Annotated in this window: 21 protein-coding genes; 1 reads left to right on the plus strand and 20 read right to left on the minus strand. The window is 51.3% G+C overall.

The window, feature by feature from the left end:
* Window positions 1–36 precede the first annotated feature (36 nt).
* From glgB to gpr, 20 genes are all read right to left on the minus strand, one after another.
* On the minus strand, window positions 37–1,905 hold the full coding sequence (gene glgB, locus KQI75_RS07465) for a 1,4-alpha-glucan branching protein GlgB (RefSeq protein ID WP_216470112.1): 1,869 nt from the start codon (window positions 1,903–1,905) through the stop codon (window positions 37–39).
* 209 nt (window positions 1,906–2,114) lie between these two features.
* Entirely contained in the window at window positions 2,115–2,594 is a 480-nt protein-coding gene (locus KQI75_RS07470; RefSeq protein ID WP_216470113.1) for a CinA family protein, read from the minus strand.
* A gap of 144 nt (window positions 2,595–2,738) precedes the next feature.
* A complete protein-coding gene (locus KQI75_RS07475; RefSeq protein ID WP_216470114.1) occupies window positions 2,739–3,620 on the minus strand; it encodes a 3-hydroxyacyl-CoA dehydrogenase family protein in 882 nt (293 codons plus the stop codon).
* 273 nt (window positions 3,621–3,893) lie between these two features.
* Window positions 3,894–5,057: a tRNA uracil 4-sulfurtransferase ThiI gene (thiI, locus tag KQI75_RS07480; protein WP_216470115.1), complete on the minus strand. Its 1,164-nt coding sequence runs from the start codon at window positions 5,055–5,057 to the stop codon at window positions 3,894–3,896.
* 91 nt (window positions 5,058–5,148) lie between these two features.
* Complete coding sequence (locus KQI75_RS07485; RefSeq protein ID WP_216470116.1) at window positions 5,149–5,718, minus strand: hypothetical protein; 570 nt, start codon at window positions 5,716–5,718, stop codon at window positions 5,149–5,151.
* A gap of 137 nt (window positions 5,719–5,855) precedes the next feature.
* Complete coding sequence (locus KQI75_RS07490; protein WP_216470117.1) at window positions 5,856–6,068, minus strand: hypothetical protein; 213 nt, start codon at window positions 6,066–6,068, stop codon at window positions 5,856–5,858.
* 42 nt (window positions 6,069–6,110) lie between these two features.
* Complete coding sequence (locus KQI75_RS07495; protein ID WP_216470118.1) at window positions 6,111–6,872, minus strand: hypothetical protein; 762 nt, start codon at window positions 6,870–6,872, stop codon at window positions 6,111–6,113.
* A gap of 245 nt (window positions 6,873–7,117) precedes the next feature.
* Window positions 7,118–8,245: a cysteine desulfurase family protein gene (locus KQI75_RS07500; protein ID WP_246566490.1), complete on the minus strand. Its 1,128-nt coding sequence runs from the start codon at window positions 8,243–8,245 to the stop codon at window positions 7,118–7,120.
* A 640-nt stretch (window positions 8,246–8,885) separates the two neighbouring features.
* Entirely contained in the window at window positions 8,886–9,512 is a 627-nt protein-coding gene (locus KQI75_RS07505; RefSeq protein WP_216470119.1) for a hypothetical protein, read from the minus strand.
* Window positions 9,509–10,030: a hypothetical protein gene (locus KQI75_RS07510; protein ID WP_216470120.1), complete on the minus strand. Its 522-nt coding sequence runs from the start codon at window positions 10,028–10,030 to the stop codon at window positions 9,509–9,511. Before KQI75_RS07510 ends, KQI75_RS07505 begins: the two co-directional genes overlap by 4 nt.
* A gap of 237 nt (window positions 10,031–10,267) precedes the next feature.
* Entirely contained in the window at window positions 10,268–10,903 is a 636-nt protein-coding gene (locus KQI75_RS07515) for an ATP-binding cassette domain-containing protein (RefSeq protein ID WP_216470121.1), read from the minus strand.
* A 12-nt stretch (window positions 10,904–10,915) separates the two neighbouring features.
* Entirely contained in the window at window positions 10,916–11,632 is a 717-nt protein-coding gene (locus tag KQI75_RS07520; protein ID WP_216470122.1) for a hypothetical protein, read from the minus strand.
* Window positions 11,629–12,381, minus strand: coding sequence for a hypothetical protein (locus tag KQI75_RS07525; protein ID WP_216470123.1), 753 nt, complete (start codon window positions 12,379–12,381; stop codon window positions 11,629–11,631). The genes KQI75_RS07520 and KQI75_RS07525 overlap by 4 nt, the downstream gene beginning before the upstream one ends.
* Before the next feature lie 18 nt (window positions 12,382–12,399).
* Window positions 12,400–13,263 carry a hypothetical protein gene (locus tag KQI75_RS07530; protein ID WP_216470124.1) on the minus strand — a complete coding sequence of 288 codons (864 nt, stop codon included), beginning with the start codon at window positions 13,261–13,263 and terminating at the stop codon, window positions 12,400–12,402.
* Window positions 13,264–13,312: 49 nt separating this feature from the next.
* Window positions 13,313–13,657 carry a hypothetical protein gene (locus KQI75_RS07535; RefSeq protein WP_216470125.1) on the minus strand — a complete coding sequence of 115 codons (345 nt, stop codon included), beginning with the start codon at window positions 13,655–13,657 and terminating at the stop codon, window positions 13,313–13,315.
* A 163-nt stretch (window positions 13,658–13,820) separates the two neighbouring features.
* A complete protein-coding gene (locus KQI75_RS07540; RefSeq protein WP_216470126.1) occupies window positions 13,821–14,873 on the minus strand; it encodes a GerAB/ArcD/ProY family transporter in 1,053 nt (350 codons plus the stop codon).
* Window positions 14,870–15,847, minus strand: coding sequence for a Ger(x)C family spore germination protein (locus KQI75_RS07545; RefSeq protein WP_216470127.1), 978 nt, complete (start codon window positions 15,845–15,847; stop codon window positions 14,870–14,872). Before KQI75_RS07545 ends, KQI75_RS07540 begins: the two co-directional genes overlap by 4 nt.
* Window positions 15,844–17,286, minus strand: coding sequence for a spore germination protein (locus KQI75_RS07550; RefSeq protein ID WP_216470128.1), 1,443 nt, complete (start codon window positions 17,284–17,286; stop codon window positions 15,844–15,846). The genes KQI75_RS07545 and KQI75_RS07550 overlap by 4 nt, the downstream gene beginning before the upstream one ends.
* A 16-nt stretch (window positions 17,287–17,302) precedes the next feature.
* Complete coding sequence (spoIIP, locus tag KQI75_RS07555; protein WP_216470129.1) at window positions 17,303–18,451, minus strand: stage II sporulation protein P; 1,149 nt, start codon at window positions 18,449–18,451, stop codon at window positions 17,303–17,305.
* A gap of 70 nt (window positions 18,452–18,521) precedes the next feature.
* Window positions 18,522–19,382, minus strand: coding sequence for a GPR endopeptidase (gene gpr / locus KQI75_RS07560; RefSeq protein ID WP_216470130.1), 861 nt, complete (start codon window positions 19,380–19,382; stop codon window positions 18,522–18,524).
* A 241-nt stretch (window positions 19,383–19,623) separates the two neighbouring features.
* On the opposite strand from gpr, the gene rpsT reads away from it, so the two are divergent.
* Window positions 19,624–19,887, plus strand: a complete 264-nt coding sequence (rpsT, locus tag KQI75_RS07565) for a 30S ribosomal protein S20 (RefSeq protein ID WP_216470131.1) — start codon at window positions 19,624–19,626, stop codon at window positions 19,885–19,887.
* Window positions 19,888–20,046: the final 159 nt, after the last annotated feature.

The following is a 20,046-nucleotide window of genomic DNA, read 5'->3' on the forward strand; positions in this document are numbered from 1 at the left end:
AACTGCCTCTCGGCAATGTTTGTTGGCTATTTTTTCTCATTTCTTTTGTTTAAAAAATCGAACGCAGTACGGCGGCATCTGCATCGTCAGGCGGCAGCTGCCGTCCTGTTGTTTTTTGCTTGTCACAGCACCGGACTCTCCCGTTCCGCCGTATGCGATTGCGTCAGAGCAGAAAACTTCCTCCCACTCCTCCGAATCCCGCAAGGTTAAGCGGCAGCCGGTCAGCTTGTGTGCGGTCAAATTCATGACCGCGAGCAGCCGTTCGCCGTCCGGACTTCTCCGCTCCAGCGCAAGCAATCCCGGACTGTCGGCATCTCGATTGATCCGGACAATCTGTTCGGTGCTGTCGCTCGTCCAAAGCGCCGGATTGCCGCGGTAAAATTGATTGAGCGCCTGCACATAGGCTTTCATCTGCCGGTTTGCCTGACAGTCCAAATCCTGCCAGTCCAGCGCATGATGACACGCCCATTCGGTGTACTGTGCAAACTCACCGCCCATGAACAGCAGCTTGTCACCCGGATGCATCATGACAAAGCCATACAGCAGCCGAAGCGGTGCAAACTTTTCATGGTACTCTCCCGGCATGCGTGCCAGCAGAGAGCCTGCGCCGTGTGACACGGCATCATGAGACAGCGGCAAAACAAACCGCTCTCCGGTGCTGTTGAGCAGAGACAGCGACAGCCAATCCGCCAATGCTTCCGGATCGTCCGTATGCTGCAAGTGCGTCAGCGCTTCTTGTACCCATGTATCGCGCCACATAGCGGTGAATCCAAGGCCGCCGAGTGCCGTCGGCTTGGTCACAGAGGACCACTTGCCCGTGCTGCTCGCAATCATGCGCACGGTTGGTTCCTGCTGCTTCACGGTATCACACAGCGTGCGCAAAAATCGCGCGCCGTCTGTATTCCAATTTTCTCCGAATTGGTTTGCTTTCCACTCACCCGCTTCGCGCTGGTAATTCAAATACAGCATCGGCTGCACAGAGCTGACGCGCAGACCGTCTGCGTGGAACTGCGTAATCCAGAACATCGCAGAGGACAGCAGGAACGACTGCACTTCGCCGCGCCCGAGATCAAACTTCTGTACGCCGTACACCATATCCTTCGGGTCGGATTCGCACGCTTCATAGCATGGCTGTCCGTCAAACATGAACAGTCCATGCGCATCGGTCGGAAATCCGGCAGCCGGCCAGTCCAAAATGACACCGATATCCGCCTGATGGCAGCGATCCATCAAATACATCAGGTCATGCGGCGAACCGTACCGGCTGGTTGCGGCGAAAAAGCCCAGCGGCTGATATCCCCAAGAGCCGTCATACGGATGCTCCAAAAGCGGCAGCAGTTCCAAATGGGTATACCCCATCTCGCACAAATACGGAATCAGCCGATCTGCAATGACGCGATAATTAAAAAACGAACTGTCTTCCGCTGTCTGCCACGACCCAAGATGTACTTCATAAATATTCACCGGTTCGGGTGCAATCTTTCTGCGCTGCATCCAGTCAGCATCGCCCCATACATACCCGTCCATCGGATAATAGCGCGATGCATTTGCCGGCCGCACTTCTGCATAGAAAGCAAACGGATCAGATTTATCAAAAACCTGACCGCCCTTTGTCCGAATGCTGTATTTATAGCAATCGTAGCGTTCGATGTCTGTCAGGAAGCAGCTCCAGAATTCCGAATCCTCCGCCATGCGGGTCATCGGTGCCAAATCACGCGCCCAGCCGCTTTTCTCATGAATCACGGAGACATCCGCAGCATGCGGCGCCCAAACGCAGAATTGTACGCCTTTCTTCCCGTCCTTCACGGCACGATGCGCACCCAGCCATTCCCACGCGCGCTGTTCGGTTCCGTCGTGAAATGCTTGCAGACGGCTCTCCAACTTCTCATTTTCATTCGTTTCCATTGGTGCCATCTCCCCTCTCAAAATCATTCATCAAACACACGAATACACGAAAAAGTCTTTCCTATTTGCCGCCGGTTTCCCATCCGGCGCAGCTTGCGGACTTCCCTTTCTCGTTTGTAGGAATATTATACAACATTTGTAAAAACAAGTCCAGAAAAAATGTGGATTTTTACAGACATTTTCCAATCTTCTTCATTTTTATCCTGTTTTTATTCTTTTATGGCATGCAGAATCATACACAGCGCTTCATCCGCCGCGTCCTGCCGCGCCTGCGAACGTCCATGCGGAGATACAATTTTATGAACCTGCGTGCTTCCTTTCCAGAACAGTCCGATGTAAATGGTGCCGACCGGTGTGCCGTCCTCTCCGCCGTCCGGACCGGCATAGCCGGTGATGCCAACGCCGAGATCGGTTCCATAGACGCGCGCAATGCCCTGTGCCATTTCCGCCGCTGTCTGCTGCGACACAGCCGTATACGTCTCCAGCGTCTCCGCACGCACGCCGAGAATTTTTTGCTTGATTTCATTGCAGTAGGTGCAGGCGCCGCCTTTATAGAATTTTGACGCACCCGCCACATCGGTAATCCGTGCGGACAGCAGCCCGCCGGTGCAGCTTTCTGCAACAGAAAGCGTCAGCCCGCGCTGTGTCAAACACCGCGCCACTTGTTGTTCCAGTTCCGGTTGTGTCATACAATGGCTCCTTTCTGTTTTTCCGCTCGCCGTCTTTTTATTATTTTCATGATAGCATATTTTTTGTTAATCTGCAAGAATTGGAAAAGCACGAAAAAAGGCGCATGTGGAAAAATTTCCACATGCGCCGATATATTCGACAAATTATCCAATCGTGGACAGCGCAGAGCCTGGAATAATGCGGCCCAGTTCGTTGTACTCGTAGAAGCCCTTGCCGGACTTCTGACCCAGTCTGCCGGCGCGAACCATTTTACGCAGCAGGCGAGCCGGACGATACTTCGGATCCAGCGTCTCATGGTACATAACTTCCATAATAGCAAGGCAAACGTCCAGACCGATCAGGTCACCCAGAGCCAGCGGGCCCATCGGATGGTTTGCGCCCAGCTTCATCGCGGTGTCGATGCCCTCTACAGAAGCCAGACCCTCTTCAAAGATCTGAATCGCATCGTTAATCAGCGGAATCAGCAGACGGTTTACAACAAAGCCCGGACCCTCGATAACTTCTACCGGAACCTTGCCGATGTCCTCAGAAATCTTCTTGACCGTCTCAACCATTTCACGGGTGGTAGTCATGCCCGGAATGACTTCGACCAGCTTCATGACAGCCGCCGGGTTAAAGAAGTGCATGCCGATGATCGGACGGGTCAGCTCGCCACTGATTTCCGTGATGGACAAGGACGATGTATTGGATGCAATCAGCGCATCCGGCTTTGCAATTTCCTCAATCTCCTTCAGCAGCTTTTCCTTTGCCTGCAGATTCTCGATGGCAGACTCTACAATCAGATCAGCCTCTTTGCATCCGCTGATGTCACAGATGGTGATCTTGCCCATGATTTCGTCCATGCGCTCCTGTGTAATCTTTTCCTTCGCAACCTGACGCTTGAGCGGCTTCTCCAGCAGCGCACGCTTGTGGTCGAATCCCTTGCCGGAGACAACGCAAAGATTTACTTCATATCCTTCAGACTGTGCGAATGCCTGGGTGATGCCCAGACCCATTACGCCAGAACCAACAACTGCTACTTTCATACAAAATACCTCATTTCTTAACGCGCAGGCTCCATACCTGTTTCCTGTTATCAAAACGCCTGCCGCAGCTACTATAGAGTTGTTATTTTTTTAACAATCTATCATGGTTAAAGTATACCATAGTCCGCCGCATAATGCAACCACTAATTTGTATATTTTTGATGAAATATCCAATTTTTTTCAAGTGTAGCCAAAAAAGAGCACATCTGCGCATGTGCAGATGTGCTCTTGCATAACTTCTTGCAATTTTATGAATATTTCCTGATGATATTGTTACAGTGTCACGCACTCCACGCCAGCCAGCGCTTTTTCTACGAGCGCATCGACATCCAGCACCTTCTCCGCTTCCTCCACCTTGAACTTCTTCGGACGGGTCAGCGGGTGCTTCGGCGTAAAGACGGTGCAGCAATCCTCATATGGCAGGATAGAGGTCTCGAATGTACCGATCTTTCTGGAAATCTGTACGATTTCTTCCTTATCCATGCCGATTACCGGACGGAACACCGGCATCGAGCAAACCGCACCTGTGACGCTCATCGCCTCCATGGTCTGCGAAGCGACCTGACCCAGGCTCTCGCCGGTAATCAGCGCACCGGCGTCATGCTCCTGCGCCACACGCTCTGCCAGACGCATCATAAAGCGGCGCATAATCAGCGTAAACATATCCTCCGGACAATTATCGCGGATGGCTTCCTGAATTTCCGTAAACGGAACAACATAGACCTCCATGCGGCCTGCATAGTGGGTCAGCAGTTCCGCCAGTTCCATGACCTTTTCCTTCGCGCGCTCCGAGGTATACGGATAGCTGAAGAAATGCACCGCGCACAGCTCCAGACCGCGCTTTGCCATCATATAACCGGCAACCGGAGAGTCGATGCCGCCGGACAGCAGCAGAGCCGCCTTGCCGTTGGTGCCGACCGGCATGCCGCCAGGACCCGGCATTTTGCCTGCGTGTACATATGCCGCCTTGTCGCGCACCTCGATATTGACGCGCAGCTCCGGATTATGCATGTCCGGAATCAGATTTTCATACTTGTCATCGAGATCGCCGCCGATTTTCTGGCAAATCTGGATGGTATTGAGCGGGAACTTCTTATCCGAGCGCTTTGCCTCAACCTTGAAGCGCTGGACACTCTCCAGCTCATCGCCCAGATATTCATTGACCGTGTTCCAAATAGCGTCCATATCCTTTTCGCAGACCGCTGCACGGCAAATTGCTGCAACGCCGAATACATTGTGCACGGCATCCAGCACTTCGTCCATGTCCACACCGTCTGCCGGCTCTACATAGATGGTAGACTGCATGATATACACGCTGCACTTACCGACCTTGGATACACGGCGGCGCAGATTGGCGAGCAGGCGGCTCTCAAAGCGGCGGCGGTTGAGACCCTTGAGCACGACTTCGCCGAGCTTTAACAGTAAAACTTCTTTCATATTCAAACCCTCATTCAAGTGATAAATTTTTCAATGATTCACCTGCTTATCTTATCACAGCGCATACAGGTTTGCAAGAAAAACACGGGTATCAGTCCGTTTGCACATTACACCACGTGACATACGGATGGCTCAGGGCAAATATGACAGCTACCGCTGTGAGCATCCAAGCGTGCAGGGTAATGCCGCACAGCAGGAACAGCAAAGCCGGAACAATCGCCAGCGCCATGCAAATCCACGATTTTTTGCAGGTGCATCTGCTTGCCCGCATCATCACATACACAATGCCGGTCAGACCGACAGCGAGCACAACCAGCACCGGAGACAGCAGCGCAAACAGCACGGCCAGCACAGCGATTGGCACGAATGCCGTGTACACAGCCTTGCTTTTGAGCAGATGCCGCCACAGCAGCACATACAACAGCAGGCACATCAAGCTGCCCACCTCATAAATCGCCAGCAAACCATCCGACGTTCCCCCTTTGACCGACAAAATCATCAGGAGCATACAGCCATATCTGCCAATCTGTTCCAGCACATTCATGCAGCGACTGGCACATTTATTTTTCGCCTGCTTATTTTGCAGCATGTAAATTCCATTTGGAATCAGCAAGGCAGCAATCATCAAAAGATGAAATACGCTGAACCAACCAAACGTCACGACAAACACCTCCCGTTGCTTCTTTATATTCAGTATAAAAAAATACAGCCGGCGATACAACTACAGTTCCATTACAAAATAACAACTAATCGGTAAACAAAAAAATCACCTGCTTTTTCGGCAGGTGATTCAGTATGTTATTCCGGTGTGTTATCTTCCGATGATGTATCCGGCGGGAGCTTCTGTGTCTGGATACGTTTCTTCAACACCGCAGACAGAATGAGAACAAACCGAATGCCAACGATAATCAGGACAATCAGAGCCACAATCAGCACAAAGTTGAGCAGGATAGAAAGATACTGCATCGCAGTATAAAATCCGCTGTTCATAAACCCAAGCATATTCTCCATGCGAAGCACCTCCTATATCCTGAAATTCCATAGATTTATGATTTACCAGCCGCCAGTAAAGGTTTTAGAATACGATATATATCTCCGATAATAGGTCGTGATTCCAACAGTATAACTTGACGAAAAACCAATATTCACAAGAGTACCACTACTTATATTGCCTTCTACAGAATAATTTCTTTGTACGGCAACTTCTAAGTTTCCATTAGCATTAAAATAAACACTTCCACCGCTAACTTTAGCGGAAACACCTCCGCCAACATATGTATGAGGACCCGAACCCGCAGCAATTGCCCATGGACTCCAAACCTCCTCATATACCGATGTAGATCCCGATGACTTATATGCATAGAAGCCATACTCTATACCTATACCGTATGGCTTACAACCAGAAGGATAATAGGTCTGTGATACTGTCGTTACAACCTTTCGCGCGCTCCGATTCTTAGAATTTTCACGCTCAAGCTCCAAAAAAGTCTCATGCGCTAAACTCTGCGCAGAATCAGCATTCATTCCAGATTTTTCAACCAAAAGTGTCGCATAGGACTCTTCATCCAGAATCGTTTCAGTCCATGCCGTGCTATCTGCGGAAACAACTTCATTCACAGTAATAGTCGATGAAACACCAGCAGAAGGCAAAGAGTTAAAAATAATACTTTCGTTTGAAGATATTTCCTCGGAATTGTAGTCATCACGAAAATTTCTGGACGCCGGTATATCCACAGCATTAGTCCCGATTGCTATTGACGATATTGCAACAGCTCCTACCACCATACAACTCAATAATCGATTCAATTTACTCATACACTTAACCTCCTCACTTCAAATGATTCAAAAATCTTGTAAATTATCCATACTTATTTTATTCCCAAATGTCGTCTTCTCTTCTTGTTCTAAATTATATCATTTTTCAACCATCATTGTAAATATAAAACGTATACAAAATTTAACAAAAATTTTCTACAAAGAAATTTTTGCCGATGTCTTTTTCTGATAAAAAATGACACACGATTTTTCAGCGTGTGTCATTTTTATGCAATATGATGTTATTATGCCCGTCTCAGCCGCGCCGTGCCTTCTTCCAAGGCATCGAGCAGGGCATCGACATCTTCCTCTGTATTGGACGGGGCAAAGCTGATGCGCAGTGCACTGTCAATGTCTGCATGATCGACTTTCATCGCCGCGAGCACATGGCTGGCTTTGCCCTTGGAGCAGGCGGAACCGGACGATACATATACGTCATGCATCTCCAAAATGCGCAGCAGCACCTCGCTCTTACAGCCTGGGAACGACACGTTGACAACATGCGGAATGTCATGCTTGCCATTGTACTTTGCCCAAGAGAATCGCGCAGCGATGCCAGCTGTCAGGCGGTCACACAGCGCCTGTACTTTTGCATAGTTTTCATCCATCTGTTCCAGACGCACGCGGCACGCCTCGCCAAACGCGGCGATATTCGGTACAGCTTCTGTGCCCGGACGCATGCCGCGCTCCTGTCCGCCGCCGTACATGAGCGGCGCAATGCGCGTGCCCTTTTTGATATACAGTGCACCAATCCCCTTCGGCGCACCGATTTTATGTCCGCTGACGCTGATAAAATCTGCATTCCACAGCTTCGGCTTGATAGGCAGACGCGCCAAACCTTGCACGGCATCAATGTGAAACAGCGCCTTCGGGGCTTTTTTCTTGAGGATCTTGCCAAATTCCTTGACCGGCAATACCGTTCCGACTTCGTTGTTTGCAAGCATACACGTCAGCAGCACGGTATCCGGACGAATCGCTTCGCGCAAGTCCGACACGGAAATGTGTCCGTCTGCATCCGGCTGTAAATAGGTGACTTCAAAGCCCTCCTGTTCCAGCTTGTGCACGGTGTTGAGGGTTGCCGCGTGTTCGATTGCCGTTGTAATGATGTGCTTGCCCTGTCCGCGGCGGCGGCACGCGCCGAAAATCGCGGTGTTGGTCGCCTCTGTGCCGCAGGAAGTAAAGGTAATTTCCGACGGCTCGGCGTTGAGAATCGCTGCCACATGGCGGCGCGCAGTCTCTACAATGCCGGATGCTTCGATTCCCATTTTATGTACGCTGGACGGGTTGCCGAACTGCTCGGTCATCACCTGACAGGCGAGCGCAGCAGCCTCCGGCAAGACGGCAGTTGTCGCCGCATGATCCAGATAATGCATGATTCTTGACTCCTTTTTTCTAATATGCGTTCAGTCTGCCTGTAATCTTAGCACACACCGGATGGGTTTGCAAGTAAACCAGTCTGTATTCGAGTTGCCCTGATTCGTCAAGGATACTTGGCTCTCCCTTCGGGAGAGCTGGCATTTGCGGAGCAAATGACTGAGAGGGCGGATTCTGACAAGTTCGTATCAGGCAAATCTGAGAGAATCATATAGCTGGCACAAGCCCTCTCTGTCGCTCCGCGACATCTCTCCCAGAGGGAGAGACAAGTTTAGACTATGCGAGTTAAAAGCCTTCTTCTCTGAGGAATACAAACAGCACGCGAGACAACCGCATTTCTGCGCGATCATCCGCGTGCTGTTTTCAGACAACGATACTTCATATTCTATTCCTCTTACGCCGCCCAGAAACGCCACGGCGCCCATCGCAACAGTTTTCTTCTGAGTCTCAGCCTTCTCTTGGTCATCATCTGGAACGCCTCCTTTCCGCCGTCCGCAAGTTGTTACTTTCCGTATCTTTATTATACCACAGCCGCCGCTTTCCCGCCATTAGAAACATTAGACAATCTTTCTTTCGAGAATTTGACGTGCAAAAGAGCGCACGCGGGAACAGTTGATTCCCTGTGCGCTCTATGTGATTTTATGTGTTTCCTAAATAGTCTGCAGTTGCAGTCACCTGCAATTCTCCAATTCCATCCACTGTTGTTTTGCACGTCATCGTCACTTGGCATGGTTTATCTTTTTGTTTATCAGAGTCTATCGTTACAGCATCAATTGTCACCATATCCGAAACTTGTTCTGTCGAAAGTTGTAACACATTGCTTGCCTCATCTATCGGTTGTCCTTCTGTATAAATAACCGTGTTATCATCAGATCGAATCGTCAGCGAAACCGACGATGTTCTTTTACAGAGTTCAGTGCCTTTATCGGAGCAAACTGTGCCATACGCAATACTCCAACTCGATTTTCCCGCCGTACCAACGTCTGTGATCTTACAGCACAAATATGGTATGCGTACAACCGTGCAATTTCTTCCAAAGAGAGTTTTTGTCGTACTGACATATGCTGTATCTGTTGTCCTGCTCCATCCATTTAATAGAGAAAATGCAGATTGCATTTCTTCCCATTCCTGTTTTGTATCCATATATTGCTCAGGTAAATCTTGCAGGAGATACTCCTCTGTTTCTGTTGAAATCGGCACAAACATCCCAAACAACAAGAATCCTATACATAGTATTGCTATGCCAACAGCAGCTTTTATTTTCATTTTATCATCGCTACTGCCTTTCCCGTGCGTTCGTCAGCTTCGATTTCCTTCAGCACATCTTCCATGCTCTGCGAGTCGCTTCCCAATGCGTCATACAGAATGCTCGTACTCAGGAAAAGAAACTGACCAGTTGGATCCGCAGAATCTTCCCGATACGCAGTGTAATCGGCTGGAATATCTCGTGCCCCGCTGTACTCACCGAGCAGCAGCAATGCATTTGGCGTATCATACACCGACATGTCATCATATGCCATCGTATACTGCGCGAGCAGCATCCCTTGATGCATACGAAACTTGTCGCGCGCCTCGCTGAATGTCGCCGCGTCTGTACGATCTATTCTGTCTCCGCACAAATCCATGCCGATCTGCATGGTGCTGTACAGCTCAGTCCGATAGCTTTCCAGCCGTTGCTGTTTCTGCTGAGCCGGTTGTATGCCGAACGCATATCCCATCACAGCAAGCAGCGCGAGCAGCAGTACAGCACTGACAAGCCAGCTTTTCTTTTGTGATTTATTCACTAAACGTCTCCTCTTTCAAAACTTTATGATATTGTAAGCTGTTGAGTCGCTGTTGTTGTACGAATTGGAAAAGCAGCTGTATATGTCTCTACAAGATATGTCAAATTTCCTTTTGCTGTATATGTGCCAGTTAATCCATTAGTTGTAATATCAAAACCTGCCGGAAATCTTTTATTATAATTGTCAAAGTTTACATTTAATTTTTGTATATCTGCTCTTAAATAGCTGTGTGCCCCTTTATTCCTGAAACTCCGCCGTTCCGTTTTCCACATGGAGCACAGAAGTTGCAAAAGTCTTAATTTCCTCTGCGTTATGCGAGGCGAACAACAGGGTTTTACTCGGATCATCTATGTATTCCTGAAAGATGCTGTGCGCGATGTCAATGCCATCTCTATCCAGCGCATTGAGCGGCTCATCCATAATCAAAATATCCGGCTGTTCCATCACAGCCTGCGCAATACGCAGGCGCTGAATCATGCCCTGAGAATACGTGCGAACCTTTTTGTCCTTGGCTTCTGTGAGCTTCACACGGTCTAAAATCTGCAATACCTGCTCTTTTCCAATCTTGCGATTGATTTCCGCCAGCATCATCAGGTTTTCATAGCCTGTTGCGCTGTTCATAAACTGAGGAGCATTGATAAACACGCCCGCATTTTGGATGAAATCAACATCTTTTCCAATCACGTTTCCATCTACGGTAATCGTTCCGCTGTCAGGACGAGAAAATCCCGTGATGAGCTTTAACAGCACACTTTTGCCGCTGCCATTATAGCCTGTGACGGCAACCGATGCGCCCGTTGGAATTTCCAAACTCAAATCGCGAAAAATCACGGTATTTTTATACGCCTTCGCCACATGTTCTAGCCGAATCATATATTTCCTCCTTTATATTTTCAACGGACGCCGTGTTCCATAGATGAGAAGCGCAGCTTGCACAACGACAAACACAAGAATAGCTATCAATTGCTGCTGCCAACTGCCAATCGCCAGCAGTGCCGACTGCTGCTGTAGCAGATCAATCGAAAACAAAATCACCGTAACAACAACGAGAATCCCGATGATACCGGCACGGGAAATCGTCTGAGAGAATACCTCTGCAAACACAATTAGCATGGTCAAAAAAGCAAGCAGCTTTACCCACAGCAGGATATACACAATCGGAAAACAATCATACGGCACAAATTTCACTGCACCCAAGCCGTGCTTGACCGTATAGATCGCATTGGCGGCAAAGACGCAAAGAAGCGGCACAGTGGATGCAAACGCAACATACTTGCCATTCCGCCGCATGGTATGTATCCAATAGCTGCGCTCTGAGCCAAACCGCAAAATCGAAAGCGTGCGAAATCCTTCCGGATAAGCATACGAATTGCTGTATACAAAGACACCGGCGAGAATGAGCATCGCCAGATAGCAGTAGGAAAACGAATTCCATTGACTGCCGTAGCCGCAGGCGTACATCTGCACCGGATTGCTCAAAGCAAGTGCATAGGCATCATGTATACTGTACGCGGATTGCCGCAGCACAGGGGATTGAGCAACTTGGCTGGCAGACAGGATACTGATGAGAGCGACTACCAACGCATACATTTTTTTACTCATGTCTTTTCCTCCGAAAGATACTCTTTCTTCGGTCTGCGGCACAGGTACGCCAATCCAGCAAAGCACAGAGCATACGTCAGCACGACGCGTATCCATCCGCCCTCCGGCAGTCCGTCATAGACCGGAAACGAAAGCGGGCTGATCTGCTGAATCCATGTGCCCTGCTGGACGCCGCTGGCAACAAAGAACAGCATCGGAATCGCCTGTGTCACGATATAATGCTTCGCGAAAACCGCTTTGGTCTGATACAGGCAAAGCATCGCTGTGCACAATAGCATATGTACGACATATACCACAAACGGCACCAAATAAAATTGCCCTGTAATAAAATACCGCTCTGCCAATCCTGTCAGCAAGGCCGTTCGTTCCACCACAAACAGCAGGGCGGAAGCTATCGCCCAAAACACCGTGCTGAATGCCATCAAACGGCAAAATGTCCGCTTTCGATATGCCTTCCATGTCGGATAACGTGTCAGCTGAATCGGCGTGCGCAGCTGAACCAAATTCTGTGCCGCCATGAGCACGACAAACGAAAAAGCAACAAAGCCATAGGTCTGAAACGCATTGACCAGCATCGTGTCGTTGCCGGACGCCGTCCACTGCGGCTTCGGTGTCTCCACACGCTGTTGCACCGTTGTTATCACGGCATCGGGAAGCGGCTTGAGTTCTCGATCTGTCTGAATCACACCGAGTACGACAAGTACAGCCAGCAACAGCAGCAATTGCTTCCATTGTGTTTTCCAACGCATACGCTTCCCTCCTCTCCGTCACGCCCTGCGCTTGCGCATACCGTACCAAATCATCACAATGGACGGAAGAATGACAATCGCCATCGCGCAAACAACGCCCCAGATGCCATGTACTGTATGACCATATCCCCAATAGTCCGGCGAGCTTGGCCACAGTAAATTTTCTGGAGAGAACAGCGGCAACGGCCATTTATCATCAGATACTCCTTGCGAAAACAGCGAGGTGGCAACCAAGCTGTAAATCGTGGGAACCAATAAGTAAATATATACTCTATTGATTAGATAAGAAATTGCTATCGTCAGAAGAGAAAACATCATCGGAAGCAAAAAATATCTAAAAACTCCTAATAACAGCACATATAGATATGGATGTACTGCTGCATTGAGATTCCAGCCCCAGTCATTCACAAATACATTAAAGCAATTATTCGCATCGTATGTACTGGTACACCAAATGCGCATAGCCAACATCGTTGCCAAATATGCACAGAATACGGTACATCCAGCAATGACTGTAGCTCGTATAACCCATAGCTGTTCGGTCCTTCTAGGATGCTTCATACGCGGCATGGCAAATGGTAAAAAGTGATCTCTCATCTGAATAAACGGGAGCACTGCCACGGAGGACAGTATCGGTATCAAATGCCGTCCGTATGAAACATACCATTCCATGGCGTCTACAAATGAAATTTTAAGCCGTATGTACGCAACAACCCATGGATCTTCTCCCAAAACCGCGTTGTTTACTCCTTCGACATGTCTCCAAAATCTCGGGAGCATTCTAGTATCAAATCCTAGAAACAAAAAACTTATGATAGGCAATGCAATGATAACGCTCAGCGTATACATATTAAAAATCTGTTTTTTCTGATATTTTTTCATCTTATCACCTTTAAAAAAATGCTCGTGCTTGGCACGAGCATTTCATGTTTTACGGATTCCAAGAGCCGCTATTGTATATTCCTCGTGTGCTATCTTTAACTAATTTTCCCTTCAAGGAATAACTTCTGCCATTCACTACATCAGCAGTAATACTCCGACTTCCGCCCTGAAGTGTAAGAGCAACACTTTCAATAAAATCGCCACCAGATGTATAGATCGCAACCTTGCATCCCTTCACTTGTCCTTCAGACCCCGACCAAGATGCAGTTGCATATCCCTTCGATGTCTTCGTCTTCAATCCAGCAACAGAAGTCCACTTGTTATCACCCAAATAGCCAGACCAGCTATATGCAAATGCCTGTGAACCGACCGCAGTCATCATTGCTCCTGCCAACAAAAAGGCGCCAATTCTTTATCCGAGAAGGTGTTTGTCTATTTTGTATAGTATAGCACAGGCTATTCCCAAATTCAATTGTAAATGTTACACAATGCGTGCCGCATTGTTTTGTTAACGCTGCTTAATCCCCATAACTTACCATAAGCTCTCTTATGATCTGCTATAAGCTGCTCTTAGTATGCACTTTTGCAAACAGCGCGCCTGCCGCGAGGACAACGACCGGCAGGAACAAAATCTGATACAACTCTTGCGCCATTCCAAATGCTTGATTGCTGCCTGCGCATAAAATGCAAATCGCACTTGTCAATATTGCCCCAAGCCACACACCGTGTGATTTCTGACAGGTGCTCCCCGCCCGCACACATCCGGCAAAAAACGATAAAATCAGCGCCGCGCGCGCCACGGTGCACACGAGCAGACTGCCGGAAATCAGCACTTCTCCGCGCTGAAACGCCTCGCCAAACGACAGCACACTTGCCGCCGTATACGACGGATACAAAACCCCGCGTGCGCCCTCTGCGCCGAGCAGGCAGATGTTGCGCAAATACAGCACACTGAGCAAAACGCCCGCCAGCACACAAGCGCGCAGCAAACCATTGCGAATGCGTGTTCCCTGTCCGCCGAGCACCGCCGCCGCATAAAACACCTCGCCAAACGGCACAGACAGCAGCAAATACACGCGTTTGGGTAAGTCCTTCACGCCGCCCGATAAAATCGGACGCAGTTCATAAAAGTCCAATTGCTTCCAGCTCAGCACCAGCGACAACAGCAGAGCCAGCACGACCAGCCACACCATCGGCTGCGCCCAAAGCGCAAGCTGCCGCACGCCATGCTGTGCCGAAGCCGCCGCGCACACGAGCAGTGCCGCCGTCAGCAGCCACACCGGCCAAATCCCGCCGGATACCGTCCGCAAAAAAATCACACCGCTGAGCACCGTCATACACAGCGACCAAAACGCCAGCGCGGCAAGCGTCCACATATACAGCGTGCCGCCCACTGCGCCAAACGCCGCGCGCGGCAGCTGAAACCAATCGCCCTGCGGCATCCGTTCGGACGCCAAGCAGCACAGCGCCGCAACCGGCAGACTGCACAGTCCCGCGAGCAGCAGAACAATCCAGCCGTCCCGCCCGTCCTGTGCCGTCATGGTCAGCGACCAGCCGCTGAGCACAACGAGAAGCACACCTGTCACCTGTCGGCTGCTGATGGGGTTCATTGGTTTCCTCCTTCTGTACTCTGCGCCGCGTGCATCGTCACAGACACCGTGACGGGCACGGTGCGCCATGCTTGTCCGCTCAGCCGTCCGATGCCCAGCGCATCACAATCCGCCTGTTTGAGCCGCTCTATCACGCGTGTGCATTGCTCCTGTGCGACCCGCGCCGCGCGGCGTACCTGCTCATCGGTCTTACACGCGGCATCCGCGGACACCTGAATCTCACAGGTATCCTCCGCAACGCTGCGCCGGACACGTATCGCGCGGAGCACAAGCGGCTCTCCGTCATCATACAGCACCGCTTGCTCCCCGCTGTGCAGCAGCAGCGACAGCACCGCTGTCTGTTCTCGGTTCAGCCATCCGCTGCATGTCTCACCAGAGAACAGCGCACATCCGTCCAGCTGCACCTGTTTTCCCGCCAGAGAAACCGCCGGAAGCACCGGATCTATCCCCTGTGTTTCCAACGCATTGTACACGCGGTACAGCGGCACATCCGGCACTTGCGACTGTTGTATCGCATACGACAAACTATCCCCCACGGAAAATCCGACCGGCTCTCCGCCAATGGACTGACAGGCAAAGATATCCGCCGCGCGGCTTTCTCGCACAGCGCACACGCGCACGGACGGCCGCACCGCACTGTCCGCATGTAATTCCTGCACGCAGGAACCAATCCCTCCCGACAGCACGGTATCGTCCAAAAACAGCACGCGCGCATGACTCCAATACAGCTGGACATCCAAACCCGCACCCGTGTCATCAATCGCCTGTTCCATTGTCTGCGCCGCACCGGATACCTGCTTGGATGCGGGCACAGCCGTGTCTGCATCGGGCAGAGCAAGCTCTGCCGTCAATTGATATTGCTGTCCCTCCCGCGAGATCGTCCCAGCCGTGACGGCGGACAGATCGCCTGCATCTTTCCAACTGCATCCACACAGCAGCAGACACAGCAGCAAAGCCGCGCCCGCGCGTCTCATCGGCGCACCCCGCGCCATCCCGCAAGAAACCGATGCTCCGGCTTCATTGCAAACCATGGAAATCGGAGCAGTACATCGCGCCGGCTGTGCTTTTCCGCCGCGAGCACATTGGTCAGATACGGCACGCCAAACGAGGACAGGCGGCACAGGTGCGCCAAAATCAAGCAGCCGCCGAACAGCACGCCATACAACCCCAACAGCGCCGCACACACCAGCAGAAAAAAACGCAGCAACAGCGTTGCCGTGCGCAGCTTGGGAACAATCAGTGCGGTCACGCCGGAAAACGCGATGATAATGACCATCGGTGCCGACACAAACCGCGCATCGACGGCAGCTTGTCCGAGCACAAGACCGCCGACAATCGAGAGCGCTTGTCCAATCGTATCCGGTGTGCGTGTACCTGCTTCTTTTAATATCTCAAACACTGCCAGCGTGCCGACCGCTTCGGCAAATGTCGAAAACGGCACGCCCTGCCGCGCGGCAGAAATGGAAAACAGCAGGCGCGTCGGCAGCATTTCCTGCTGCCAAGTCAGCAGCGCGACATAAATCGCCGGAAGCGTCAGTGTCAGCACAAATCCCAGCACGCGCAGCCAGCGCGTCAAATTGGTATACAAAAACGAGATATAATAATCATCGTTTGCCTGAAAGGTCTCCTGTAAGATGTGCGGCGCGGTCAGCACAACCGGCGTGCCGTCCACGACAATGGCAACCCGCCCCTCCAGCAGCTTTGCCGCGACAATATCCGGCCGTTCGGTGACACCAACGGTTGGAAACGGCGAAAAACGGTTATCCCGAATGATTTCACCGAGATAATTGGCGTCCAAAATCGAATCCAGCGGGATGTCCTGCAAGCGCTGTCTGACCGTCTCCAATACCGCTTCATCCGCTATGCCTTGGATATAACACAGGCTGACGGTCGTATGCGTCACAGAGCCAATACCGGAAAATTCAAAGCATAGATTGGGCGTGCGCAGCCTGCGGCGAATGAGCGCCAAATTTCCCATGAACGCTTCGGTAAAGCCCTCGCGCGGACCGCGCAGCACCTTTTCATTGTCTGGTTCGTCCGGTCCGCGCTTGGCAAAGCCTTTGGTGTTGACAACCGCAGGTCTGCTGTCGCCGTCCACCAGAACAATCGTGTCGCCGTACAAAAACGCGGCGAGCAGCTGATCGGTTTTCAGGTCAAACGGACAGTCATCAATTTGCAAAACCTCTCGAATGACATCCGGCATTTGCAGAGAATTTCCCGTCCACAGGCTGATCGGCTTGACAATGCTCTCATTGATGGCCTGACTGTTTACCATGCCGTCAAAAAAGAACAGCGCCGCCCGCAGCGCAGACTGTCCCCGCACCTCTCGGCAAATAAATGTATCGTCGTGCACAAACAGCCGCTTCATCATCGCAATATTTTCATCCAAATCCGTCGTGAACGATAACTCCAATCCCAAAACCTCGTTTCTATTCCTGCGTCAGTTGTTCCGCCAATTTTTTGCCGAACGCACGGATAGCGACTTCTGCCTCTTGTATGGTATTGCCGCTTGTGCCGCACTCCAAAATCATGCTGCCTGTCGTTGCCTGTTCATTGAACCGCTGCTTGCGCAGATTGATCGGGCGCATGAGCGTCGGATACGCAGACAAAATATTCTTTTGCAAATTGACGGCAAAATTCAAATTGCTTTTCCAATTGGGATGCTTTTTTCCGCCGGCATTTGTGCCCATGACAAACATGAGCTGCGCACAGGTCTGGCCGTCAATCTCCGACACCACTTTATATTCCATACCGGAGGATGTAATCATCGAATCCCGATGCAAATCAATAATCACTTTGAGCGACGGCGTTTTTTTCTGCTGCTGTTCGATAATATCCATCGCGCGGCTGTACGATTTGTTATAGCTCGGCGCATCAATGATTTCGCGGCAATGCACAACGCCGATGCCCTGTTCCTGCAGTACCTGCGTCAGCACATCTCCAATATATACAACATTGTGTGCCGGATCTTCCGATCTGCCGCCATGCTGGTCAACATACGCCTCACTCGCATGGGTGTGCAGAATCATAACCGTCGGCTGCTCTGCCGATGCATTTTTTGTAATCTTGAGCGGAGATGCCAGCATGTCTCCCAAATCGTAGGATAAACCAGAGTCATTGGAGAGATACACGCCGTCCTGTCCGGGATAGCCGCCCTTTTGTCCGGTAATCGTCAGCTGTTTGACCGGCGCGCCGTCCGCGGTTTGTGTCGGCGCCTGCGCGGTTTCTGCCGCCTTTTGCACATTGTCCGGCAGGGCAAACAAGCTCTCAGAAACCCGCACGGCACTGGCATCGGTATCACAGCTTTCGCCGTCCGTCATGTTTTCCGGCAGCGCCTGTGCCGCGACAATTTCCGACACGCCAACCGCCTGCGGCGCGTGCTCGGACACCGACTCCCAGCCCGGCGCGCCGATCTCCGACGACAAAGCGGCCTGTACAAAGCCGGAATTTCCCGCCAGCTGCTGCATCCACTGCTCCAGCGTCCCACCGCCTCCCAGCCGATCTGCCGCCAGCAAGCCGCCGGCCATCATCAGGCAGGGAATGCACCACATGGGTATCCACGCCTTTTTTCGCTTCATGTGTCTCCCTGCCTTTCCCGCCGCGTCCTGTACAAAATTCTATTCGCACCGGCGGAAGGATATGCAGTTTTTAAGACAGGAACAACTCCATGTCTGCGATATCCAGCGAGGGATGCAAAAATAAATTGATGCCATAGCCGATCACTCGCGCGGCATCTGCGGTCTGCTGGTCGACATCTCGTGTCGTGACCAGCACCGGCGTATTCAAATCATCCAGCGCCTCGCACTGCGCACCGGACTGCTGGGCAATATCCGCCGCCAGTGTCGCGCCGTCTACCACGGTCGGCACGCCAATCGACAAAACGGGTACGCCCAATGCCGTCTGCGTCAGTGCCGTTCGTGCATTGCCGACACCGGATCCGGGCACAATGCCGGTATCCGTCATTTGAATCGTGCACATCAGACGACTGAGCCGCCGCGCCGCCAGCGCATCCACCGCGAGAATCAGTTCCGGATGAATGCGGTCGATGACGCCCAGCACAAGTTCTCCGGTCTCTACACCCGTTGTGCCGAGCACGCCGGGCGCCAGCACCGCAACCGGCCGAAACGCGCGAAATTGCTCAGGAGATTGTTCGACCAAATGCCGTGTCGCCAGCACATTCTGACAGCACAGCGGCCCGATGGCATCCGGCGTGACCGCACGGTTTCCCAAACCAATAACGAGCACCGGCGCGCGCGGGTCTTGATTGCTCGGTGCCAGCTGGCGCAGGATCTGCGCCACCGCGCGGCACGCCCGCGGAAATGCGTCGGTTTCCCGCCGCAGCAAATCACGAATGGACAGCGTTGCATACCGTCCCGGCGGCCTGCCAAAATCCGTATCGGATTCCGTCACAGTGACCGTGTGCAGCGAAAATCCTTCCAGCGTCTGCGTCCGCTGCTGTACGCGCCGTCCCTCCGCCAGTTCCAAAGCAAGATCTGTTCGCACTGCCATGTTTTGTCTCCCCTTCCCCGTCCAGTATGCACCCGCTCCGGTCATTCTATGCGGCAAAACCGAAAAATATCGCTTTCCCTTCGAATTTCTCTGTACGTTTTATCCAATCTGCGAGGTGTCTGACGTATTTTTTGGGGAATTTCCTATGAAAAACACAATTAGCACTTGATTTTTCGTCCGTCTCGTGATAGAATTTCAATTACTGACTAATAGATTAAATGGAGTAAGGAGGTGGACACCAATGCCGAATATCAAGTCTGCCAAGAAGCGCGTACTCGTTACCAAGGTAAAGGATGCTCGCAATCAGGCTGCTCGTTCTGAGCTGAAGACTGTTCTGAAGAAGTTTGACGCTGCAGTTGCATCTGAGGATAAGGCTGTTGCAGAGTCTGCATATAAGACCGCAGTTAAGGCCCTCGACAAGGCTGCTGCAAAGAATCTGATTCATAAGAACAAGGCTGCTAACAAGAAGAGCGCTCTGACCCTCAAGCTGAACGCTTCCAAGTAAGCCCTTGCTTTGATTTAATTGGAAATGAAAACGCATCCGGTCGGATGCGTTTTTTGTTTTGCGCAAATTGGTCGCCCTTACGCGCAGACCAAACTTGTCTCTCCCTCCGGGAGAGATGTCGCGCAGCGACAGAGAGGGCTGCTGTCAGCTAGAAGTTCT

This window comes from Butyricicoccus intestinisimiae (assembly GCF_018918345.1).
Taxonomy (GTDB): Bacteria; Bacillota; Clostridia; order Oscillospirales; family Butyricicoccaceae; genus Butyricicoccus_A; species Butyricicoccus_A intestinisimiae.

What these genes read in the sequence shown, in the direction of transcription:
- glgB (WP_216470112.1), bottom strand. Translation starts at nt 1,905, where the DNA reads ATGGAAACGAATGAAAATGAGAAGTTGGAGAGCCGTCTGCAAGCATTT.
- thiI (WP_216470115.1), bottom strand. Translation starts at nt 5,057, where the DNA reads ATGAAAGAAGTTTTACTGTTAAAGCTCGGCGAAGTCGTGCTCAAGGGT.
- KQI75_RS07530 (WP_216470124.1), bottom strand. Translation starts at nt 13,263, where the DNA reads ATGAAAAAATATCAGAAAAAACAGATTTTTAATATGTATACGCTGAGC.
- KQI75_RS07545 (WP_216470127.1), bottom strand. Translation starts at nt 15,847, where the DNA reads ATGAGACGCGCGGGCGCGGCTTTGCTGCTGTGTCTGCTGCTGTGTGGA.
- KQI75_RS07500 (WP_246566490.1), bottom strand. Translation starts at nt 8,245, where the DNA reads ATGCATTATCTGGATCATGCGGCGACAACTGCCGTCTTGCCGGAGGCT.
- KQI75_RS07520 (WP_216470122.1), bottom strand. Translation starts at nt 11,632, where the DNA reads ATGAGTAAAAAAATGTATGCGTTGGTAGTCGCTCTCATCAGTATCCTG.
- gpr (WP_216470130.1), bottom strand. Translation starts at nt 19,382, where the DNA reads ATGGCAGTGCGAACAGATCTTGCTTTGGAACTGGCGGAGGGACGGCGC.
- KQI75_RS07475 (WP_216470114.1), bottom strand. Translation starts at nt 3,620, where the DNA reads ATGAAAGTAGCAGTTGTTGGTTCTGGCGTAATGGGTCTGGGCATCACC.
- rpsT (WP_216470131.1), top strand. Translation starts at nt 19,624, where the DNA reads ATGCCGAATATCAAGTCTGCCAAGAAGCGCGTACTCGTTACCAAGGTA.
- KQI75_RS07525 (WP_216470123.1), bottom strand. Translation starts at nt 12,381, where the DNA reads ATGCGTTGGAAAACACAATGGAAGCAATTGCTGCTGTTGCTGGCTGTA.
- spoIIP (WP_216470129.1), bottom strand. Translation starts at nt 18,451, where the DNA reads ATGAAGCGAAAAAAGGCGTGGATACCCATGTGGTGCATTCCCTGCCTG.
- KQI75_RS07505 (WP_216470119.1), bottom strand. Translation starts at nt 9,512, where the DNA reads ATGAAAATAAAAGCTGCTGTTGGCATAGCAATACTATGTATAGGATTC.
- KQI75_RS07490 (WP_216470117.1), bottom strand. Translation starts at nt 6,068, where the DNA reads ATGGAGAATATGCTTGGGTTTATGAACAGCGGATTTTATACTGCGATG.
- KQI75_RS07470 (WP_216470113.1), bottom strand. Translation starts at nt 2,594, where the DNA reads ATGACACAACCGGAACTGGAACAACAAGTGGCGCGGTGTTTGACACAG.
- KQI75_RS07540 (WP_216470126.1), bottom strand. Translation starts at nt 14,873, where the DNA reads ATGAACCCCATCAGCAGCCGACAGGTGACAGGTGTGCTTCTCGTTGTG.
- KQI75_RS07515 (WP_216470121.1), bottom strand. Translation starts at nt 10,903, where the DNA reads ATGATTCGGCTAGAACATGTGGCGAAGGCGTATAAAAATACCGTGATT.
- KQI75_RS07495 (WP_216470118.1), bottom strand. Translation starts at nt 6,872, where the DNA reads ATGAGTAAATTGAATCGATTATTGAGTTGTATGGTGGTAGGAGCTGTT.